We start from the raw sequence: 6,877 nt of genomic DNA, 5'->3' as shown, positions 1-6,877 counted from the left end.
GCGAGTCCTACGGGAAACGCAGAATGCCGGTGCCCGTGGGGCACGGGCATTTTTTTGGGGGAAGGGAGGGTCAGACGACCACGAGGCCGCCGGTGGCGTCGGGCTCGCGGCCGAGCGGGAAAGAGACGCGGTCGGCGCGGTAGTGCGAGAAGGTGTACTCCTGCACCGCGCCTTCGGCGTCGCGCAGGATCTGCTCGCGCATGAGCACCGGCGAGCCCTCGCGCACCCGCAGCAGCGCGGCGGTCTCGGCGTCGCAGGCCACCGCGTCGATGACGGTCTGCACGTCACCGAGCGGCACGCCGTAGACGAGGAAGAAGGCATCGGCCAGGCTTGGGCAGCTCTGCCAGGAACGGGGCTGGGTGAAGTGGCTGCGGTAGTAGGCGATCCGCACGCCCAGCGGTTCGGAGCCGTCGCCGGTGATGTGTTCGAAGACGTGCTCGACCAGGCCGACCTTGTCGTCGCTGGTGCCGAGGTGGGCGCGGATGGCCGGGGTGGACGGCACGATCCGGTTGTCGGTGCGCCGCACAGTGAAGCCGGGCGGGGTGCGCCAGGGCAGGATGTCGTCCACCGGCACCTGGAAGTAGTCCCGGCGCACCCGGGTGCCCACCCGCTGTCTGCGCTCGACCAGCCCTTCCAGCGCCAGCTGCCGCAGCGCCTCGCGCACCGGAGAACGCGGAATCCCCATTGCCTTGACCAGACGCTCCTCGACGAGTTGCTCGTCGTTCACCAGAAAGCCGGAACGGATCAGCGAACGGATCAATTCATAGGCGCGTCGGGTCTGATTCGACACTCCCGCCGCGCGCTCCACTCTGCCGGAGAACTCGCTCACCTGGCCTCCTTCGCTCCCGACACCGACGTCGAATTCCTATCACCGGCATGTTGACGGCATGTTTCGACGGGAGCCGGATCACAGGGCCGCCGGTTGCCGCAGGGCCGCGCGCAGGTCAGCGACGGCGGGCGGCCGGAGAACGAAAGACGCTGTCCGGCAGAAACCTTCGAGTGGGGCGGGCAGGCTGCGTATCGTTGGTCGAGTCCGCCCGATGATCGTCAGGGAGGGGTCGCCGTGGGGACTTGCCCGCCGGGATCGGCGCCGCCAACCGGCCTTCCGCCGCCCGACATCCGGTCGCTGTTCCCCGCGCTGACGGGCCACGAGGTCTATCTGGACAGCGCGGCAACCACCCAGAAACCGCTGCCGGTGATCGAGACGGTCACCACCCACCACCGCGGCGCGGCCGCCAACGCCGGGCGCGGCTCCTATCCGTGGTCCTCCCGGCTGGCCGCGCGGATCGCCGAGATCAGGGCGCGCACGGCGCGCTTCGTCGGGGCGGCGGGCGCCGACGAGATCGTGTTCACCGCCGGCGCGACGGCCGCGCTGAACGCGGTCGCCCTCAGCTGGGCGCTGCCCGAACTGCGCGAGGGCGACCGCATCCTGCTCAACCCGCTCGACCACGCCTCCAACGTGCTGCCGTGGCACCATCTGCGCGCGCTGCTGGCCCGCCTGGGCCGCCGGATCGAGCTGGTCCCCTATCGCACCACCGCGCGCGGTCACGCCGACCTCGACGACATCGCCGAACGCGCCGCCGAGGCAGGGCCGCGCACGCGGCTGGTGACCCTCTCGCATCTGCACCACGTGTTCGGCGGAGTCGCCGACCCGGCCGGGTTACGGGCCGCACTCGGCCCCGAGGTCGCGATCTGCCTGGATTGCAGCCAGAGCGGCGGCCACCTGCCGGTGGATGTGCGCGCCCTCGGCGTCGACTTCGCGGTCTTCGCCGCGCACAAGATGTTCGGCACGCCGGGGACGGGGGTGCTCTACTGCGCGCGCCGACGCCACGACCGGCTGCTGCCGTTCCTGCCCGGCGGCGACACCGGCGTGCGGCTCACCGACGACGGCCCGGCGCCGACCGGGATGCCGCGCCTGCTCGAGGGCGGCACCCCGAACATCCCCGGCATCCTCGCGCTCGGCAGCGCGCTCGAGGTGCTCGACGCCCTGGACCGGCGGGTGATCGCCGAGCACGACCGGAAGCTCACCCGCGCGCTGATCGACCGGCTGCGCCCGGTGCGCGGCCTGCGGTTCCTGCCGGGTCCGGCCGAGGAGCCCGAGCACGCGACGGGCAGGACGGCCGGGTACGGGATCGTCTCGTTCACCCTCGACGGGATCGGCGCGCACGACCTGGGGTTCGTGCTGGCCGAACACGGCTTCCTGGTGCGCGCCGGCGCCCACTGCGTGCCGACGCGCCCCGCGGGCGCCGGGCCGGACGCCGGGCCCGATGCCCTTCCCGACTCGGTGCGGGTGAGCACGCACGTCTACACCACGGTCGAGGAGATCGACCGGTTCACCGCCTGTGTCGCGTCCATCGCCGAGGAGGTCACGTGAGCAGCAGCGCACTTCCGCACGACCCGGCCCCACCCCGCGACCCGGCCCCACCCCGCGACCCGGCCCGGCGCGACGGCGGCGCCCCGCGGACCCGCTACGACCGCAGGGCCGCCTCGCGGGTTCTCGCCCAGCTGGCCGAGCCCGGTCTGTTCGAGTCGGCACGCGTCCCGGCGGGGCCGCTGGAGTTCGAATGCGTCACGACCGAGGTGCGCCCGGAACCGGGCAGCCATCTGACCACCTCGCAGCGGCTGTACCTGGAACGGTTCATGCGCCCGTGCCGCCCCGAGCAGGTCACCGTGGCCACCCACCGGCTGAGCTGGACCGACAGCGAGGGCGTCCCCAACACCGGGCACTACCGCGCGGACGCGCTCGGCCCGCTGGCGCCGGTGGCCGCCAGGGAGACCGTGCTGGTGCTGTGGCGGGCGCTGGCCGACGATCCCGGCCTCGCCGAGCGGGTGGCGGGCCTGGACGCACACGCCCACGCCGTACTGGCGGGGACGACCACCGATCACGAGCCGCTCGAGATCTTCCGCGTGGGGGTGGAGTCGGCCGGTCGCGCGCTGGCCCAGCACGCGCTGCTGGCCCGCCGCACCCCGTACCGGAGCCCGGCGGAACTGGCTCGGGGACTTCGGGATTCGGGCATCTTCACCGCCGTCGCCACCCGCTGGTTCTGGGAGTTGCAGGCCTCGACCTACCGGCGCGGCATGATCCCGGTGACCCTGGCCTGCCAGCCCGACGGCAGCGTGCGCTACACCGCCGAGACCGTGGCCACGCTGCGCGCCATGAAGGACGCCACCATCGCCGAGGCGCACACCGTCATGCGCCGGGCCACCACCGTCGAGGGGCTGACCACGGCCGAGGCCATCGCCAGGTACCACGAGGATCTCGACCTGATCTCACGCCAGTACGCGCTGCTGCCGCCCGGCACCCGACCCTCCTGCCTCGCCGCCGTGCCGCATCGGCTGGAGAGCGGGCACTACACGCTGTTGCCGCTGGTGGTCGACCGATTCGTCGAGGTGTTCTGCGCGGTGGCCGAACGCTGCCGCGTCACCGAACGCCCCGCGGACCCGGACGCGCTGCCCGACACCGCGCTCGACGCCGGGGACCGGGTCTTCCACGTGCCGGACATGAGCTGTCAGCACTGCGTGCGCACCATCACCGCCACCCTGGAGTCGATGGGCGTGCCGGTGCTCGACATCGATCTGGCGAGCAAGCGGGTGGTGGCGGAGTTCCGCAGCCCGCGCAACCGGGCTCGCGCCTTCGAGGTGCTGCGCGACGGCGGCTACAACCCGGTCGCCGCCACACCGCCGGAATCCGCCGCCCCGGCCCCGGGAGCCGGGCACGGCCGATGAGCGCACTCGCGCTGCCCGCGCTGGTGCCGCCGCGGGTGCGCGCGTTCCTGGCCGACCGGCGGGCGCTGGACGAGGCGGTCGCGCACGCGGGCACACCGGTGCACCTGGTCTTCCCGCAGGTGCTCGCCGACAACGCCGACGCCCTGCGCACGGTGCTGGACCGGGCGGGCGTGCGGCACCGGATCTGCTACGCGCACAAGGTGAACCGGTCGCGCGCCCTGGCGGTGGCCGCCCGCGAGGCCGGGCTCGCCGTCGACGTGGCCTCCCCCGAGGAGCTGGACAGCGCCCGGGCCGCCGGGTTCGTCCCCGGCGAGATCGAATGGACCGGCCCCAAGGGCGAGGCCGCGCTCCGGCGGGCCGTGCTGGCGGGTGTGACCGTCAATGTCGACAACCTCTGGGAGCTCGGCGAGCTCGACCGGCTCGCCCGCGCCCTGCCCCCGGGTGCGGGGCCGGTGCCGGTGCTGCTGCGCGTCGGCGAGATCCCGGGAACCCCCTTCAGCCGCTTCGGCATTCCGCTGACCAGGACGGACCGGGCGCTATCCGTGTTCGCCGCGCCCGGTTCGCGGATCGAGTTGTGCGGCGTGGCCTTCCATCTGGATTCCGGCGCGGTCGCCGACCGGGTGCGGGCGGCGCAGGCCTGCCTGCGGCTGGTCGAACGCGCCCACACGCACGGGCTCGCGCCCACGGTGCTCGATGTCGGCGGCGGTCTGCGGCAGGTCTTCACCGCCGACGCCGACCGGTTCGACGCCTACGTGCGCGCCCTGCGCGACGGGCTCACCGGCCGCGGCGCCCCGCTGACCTGGGCGGGCCACACCTTCGGTTACCACGTGGACGACGGGGCCGCGCACGGGACGCCGGTCTTCCACAAGTACGGCAACACCGTCACCGCGCCCGCCATGCTCGCCGAACTGCTGGCCGCCCCGCTGCCCGAGCACGACCACCGGCCGCTGGCGCGGGTGCTGGCCGACAACCTGCTCGAGTTGTGGCTGGAACCGGGAAAGGCGCTGGCCGACCACGCGGGCGTGACCGTGGCGGCGGCGGAGTTCTGCAAAGAACTCGGCGACGGCACGATCCTCGTCCACGTCGACCTCAGCCGCGACACGATCACGCCCGCCGATCAGGAGGTCATGATGGACCCGCTGCTCGTGCCGCGCGCGGGCCCGCCGCCGGGTCCGCCGGTGGGGGTGTTCCTCGCGGGCAGGTCGTGCCTCGAGCGCGACATGGTGACCAATCACCGGGTGTTCCTGCCCGGCCTGCCGCGGCCCGGCGACCTGATTGTCTTCCCCAACACCGCCGCCTACCACATGGACCTGTCGGCGGCCTCGGCCTCGATGCGACCGCCGCCGCCCAGGCTGGCTGTCGTCCGCACCGCGCACGGCTTCCTGGTGACGCCGGACGCGCGGGCGGGCACCGGCCGCCGTGCCGTCCCGCGGGAGAGCTGATGCGCTACGACACCATCGCCGACCTGATCGGCAACACACCGCTGCTGCGGCTCGATCCCGCCCGGCACGGTCTGCCCGGCGTCGAACTGTTCGCGAAACTGGAGTCGCACAATCCCTTCGGCTCGGTCAAGGACCGGGCCGCGGCCGCCATGCTGCGCGACGAGCTGCCGCGCCTGCGCGCCGAGGGCCGCACCCTGATCGAGGCTTCCAGCGGCAACACCGCCAGATCGCTGCGGGTGCTCGCGGGCATGGCGGGCATCGGCCTGCGCGCGGTGACCAACCGGATCAGAGTGGCGGAGGTGCGCGATCTGCTCCGGCTGCTCGGCACCGAGATCGTGGAGCTGCCCGGGCTGTCCGAATGCCCCGACCCGACCACCCCGAACGACGTCTACGCCGTCATCGAGTCCACGATGGCCGCCGAACCCGCCGCCTTCCACCACCTCTCGCAGTACACCAACGACAAGAACGTCGAGGCGCACTGGGCGGGCACCGGTCGCGAGATCCACGAGGACCTGGCCGCGAGCGGGATCGAGCGCGTCGACTACCTCGTCGGCGGCCTCGGCACCTCGGGATCGACCAGGGGTGCGGCGACCTACCTGCGCGAGGGCAACCCGGAACTGCGGGCGGTCGGCGTGGTGTCGGCGCGCTCGGACTTCATCCCCGGCATCCGCTCGGAGACCGAGATGTGGGACGTCGGCCTGTTCCAGCCGGATTTCTACGACCGGATCGTGGCCGTGGAGTCCGCCGACGCCATCGAGGCCACGCTGACCCTGGCACGGACCCACGGCGTGCTGGCCGGGCCGACCAGCGGCGCGGCCTACGCCGCGGCCGTGGCGACCCTGCGCGAACGCGACCTCGCCGGGCGCGATCCGCACGACCCGCTGGTGGCGGTGTTCATCGTCTGCGACCGGCTCGAGCCCTATCTGTCCTATCTGCGCGCCCGCCGCCCCGACCTGTTCGGCGGCCCCGAGCGCCCCGCCCCGCCCACGGCCGACGAGCTGGCCTCGGTCCCCCGGTGGTCGCCCGCCGAGCTCGCCGCCCGCGACCGCGCCGAACGCCTCACCGTCGTCGACACCAGAGGCGCGATGGCCTACCGGATCGGGCACGTGCCCGGCGCGGTGAACATCCGCGACGACCGGCTGGAGGACATGCTCGCCCAGGGCGTGCCCTTCCCGCGCTCCCGGCCGGTCGTGTTCGCCTGCCCGGTCGGTGAGATCGCGCTCGGCTTCGCGGCGCTGGCCCGGCGCGCCGGCTACGACGCGGTGGTCCTCGACGGCGGCGTGACCGCCTGGCGGGACGCCGGACTGCCGCTCGAGCGCGGCCTCTGAGGCGGGACACAGAGGCCGGACGCCGGGACGGAGGCACTACTGTGGTTGCGGTGCAGACAGGCCAGGATTCAGAGAGCGCCGGTCCCCGCATCTGGGGTGGGACGACGCTCACCGAGCGCAGGGAGGCGCGCCGAGCGGCACTGCTCGAGGCCGCGCTCGACCTGATCGGCGAGGCGGGGGCGGCAGGCGTGACCATGCGCGCGGTGTGCAGGCGCGCCAATCTCACCGATCGGTATTTCTACGAGAGTTTCAGCAGTCGCGACGAACTGCTCGACGTGCTCTACCGCAGCGTGGGCGAGGAATTACTAGGCCCCCAGACCCCCATGACCAAATCCGACGATCCCAACCCCCATCGCGCACAAGCCCACATCCAAGTGGGCA

The 6,877-nt window shown here is 73.2% G+C and carries 6 protein-coding genes; 5 read left to right on the top strand and 1 reads right to left on the bottom strand.

Features of this window, described 5'->3' with window-relative positions; translation table 11 throughout:
- Window positions 1-70 precede the first annotated feature (70 nt).
- A complete protein-coding gene (locus tag QH283_RS11975) occupies window positions 71-829 on the bottom strand; it encodes a GntR family transcriptional regulator (protein ID WP_280503078.1) in 759 nt (252 codons plus the stop codon).
- Between the two features lie 234 nt (window positions 830-1,063).
- On the opposite strand from QH283_RS11975, the gene QH283_RS11970 reads away from it, so the two are divergent.
- The 5 genes from QH283_RS11970 to QH283_RS11950 all read left to right on the top strand — a co-directional run.
- Complete coding sequence (locus tag QH283_RS11970) at window positions 1,064-2,374, top strand: aminotransferase class V-fold PLP-dependent enzyme (protein ID WP_280503077.1); 1,311 nt, start codon at window positions 1,064-1,066, stop codon at window positions 2,372-2,374.
- Complete coding sequence (locus tag QH283_RS11965; protein WP_280503076.1) at window positions 2,371-3,726, top strand: heavy-metal-associated domain-containing protein; 1,356 nt, start codon at window positions 2,371-2,373, stop codon at window positions 3,724-3,726. Before QH283_RS11970 ends, QH283_RS11965 begins: the two co-directional genes overlap by 4 nt.
- Window positions 3,723-5,168, top strand: coding sequence for a decarboxylase (locus QH283_RS11960; RefSeq protein ID WP_280503075.1), 1,446 nt, complete (start codon window positions 3,723-3,725; stop codon window positions 5,166-5,168). The genes QH283_RS11965 and QH283_RS11960 overlap by 4 nt, the downstream gene beginning before the upstream one ends.
- Window positions 5,168-6,496 (top strand): pyridoxal-phosphate dependent enzyme, encoded by a 1,329-nt coding sequence (locus QH283_RS11955; protein WP_280503074.1) that lies wholly within the window; start codon window positions 5,168-5,170, stop codon window positions 6,494-6,496. The genes QH283_RS11960 and QH283_RS11955 overlap by 1 nt, the downstream gene beginning before the upstream one ends.
- A 50-nt stretch (window positions 6,497-6,546) precedes the next feature.
- Window positions 6,547-6,877 (top strand): TetR/AcrR family transcriptional regulator (locus QH283_RS11950; RefSeq protein ID WP_280503073.1); only part of this gene is annotated, 331 nt, incomplete at its 3' end.

It is taken from the genome of Nocardia farcinica (assembly GCF_029867845.1).
Classification (GTDB): domain Bacteria; phylum Actinomycetota; class Actinomycetes; order Mycobacteriales; family Mycobacteriaceae; genus Nocardia; species Nocardia farcinica_A.
This window is presented reverse-complemented; position numbering and strand designations above follow the sequence as displayed.